The following is a 972-nucleotide window of genomic DNA, read 5'->3' as shown; positions in this document are numbered from 1 at the left end:
TGCCATGGCGGCGTGCCGTTGCCGAAACCTGCCGGGGAGCGGAATAACTCTCCGCCACGATAGCAAGTTTGGCTTCTTTGCTGAAACGGCGACGTCGTCCGCTATCGACAATCTCCATCCGGCTGACTTGCGGCCGGCTCTCTATCGTTAAATCCACGGTTCTCACACTGTCTATATCAACGTCCATATAGACAGATCATCCAACTCGCCTCACTTCTCAGCAAGGCGGCCCTCCTCGGATGCGTACGGCGTTGCCGAAGTTGAGAATGGCGTGAGCGAACGCGACCACCTGGTAGTCAAGGAAACGGGATTCCTCGCCGTAAACCATTCGCCCCGCCCACGGCACGATCGTCAGAGCATCCTGTGTGAGCGATTGCCGGAGAATTGCGCAGGTTTCATCCGTTGAACCATTGTCATAGACGATGAAGTGGCGGATACCGACAGCCTTGTGAAAACGAACCCACTCACCGATATAGGCTCCCTCGTTCTTCACGCACACAGCGATCGCGATACCATGTCTTTCTGGCAAAGGCGCCGTCGGCTGTATCGTCAGTCCCATGTGGATCACTCCGTTGCCCTCGTCGCTCACCGCGTTGGGGGAAGGTTCACATGGCTCAATTCTCAATGGAAATTATGCGCCTAACCGGCTCAGTTCCGCGTGAAAACCAACAGGCGGGATCAACAGTAGAATGCGCTTCGCCATTTCCATGCTCCTGCTGATTCGTATGTCGAATCAATAGGATTCAGAAAGTTGCACCGAAATTGCGGAAGAGCCCACTTCTGGGCAAATTTCATCCGGCATTGACAAGATGTTCACCTCAGGTTCCGCGCTTTCCGCAAGGATCCGCGCCTTCTCCTCGTCAGTCCAATTCCGCCGCTGCCGCCGACCGGTGATCACCTCGATCCGACGATACTTTCCCTCATGCCTGGCTTCATGCATGCCTTCATCCATGACTTCAAGCATGGCATCAG

At 55.1% G+C, this 972-nt stretch carries 2 protein-coding genes and 1 pseudogene; all 3 read right to left on the bottom strand.

Going from position 1 to position 972, the window contains the following annotated elements; all coding sequences use genetic code 11:
- Nucleotides 1–187: transposase (locus QDY28_RS30900; RefSeq protein ID WP_331384460.1), on the bottom strand; the 187-nt coding region annotated here is incomplete at its 3' end.
- A 30-nt stretch (nucleotides 188–217) separates the two neighbouring features.
- Complete coding sequence (locus QDY28_RS30895) at nucleotides 218–559, bottom strand: glycosyltransferase family 2 protein (protein ID WP_442967621.1); 342 nt, start codon at nucleotides 557–559, stop codon at nucleotides 218–220.
- Nucleotides 560–808: 249 nt separating this feature from the next.
- A pseudogene (locus QDY28_RS30890) lies at nucleotides 809–972 on the bottom strand (IS66-like element accessory protein TnpA); the annotation flags it as partial.

Source organism: Rhizobium sp. BR 362 (genome assembly GCF_036528765.1).
Lineage (GTDB): Bacteria > Pseudomonadota > Alphaproteobacteria > Rhizobiales > Rhizobiaceae > Rhizobium.
This window is presented reverse-complemented; position numbering and strand designations above follow the sequence as displayed.

Bases quoted from the DNA above. Each gene is read 5' to 3' on its own strand.
- QDY28_RS30895 (WP_442967621.1), bottom strand. From the start codon at position 559: ATGGGACTGACGATACAGCCGACGGCGCCTTTGCCAGAAAGACATGGT.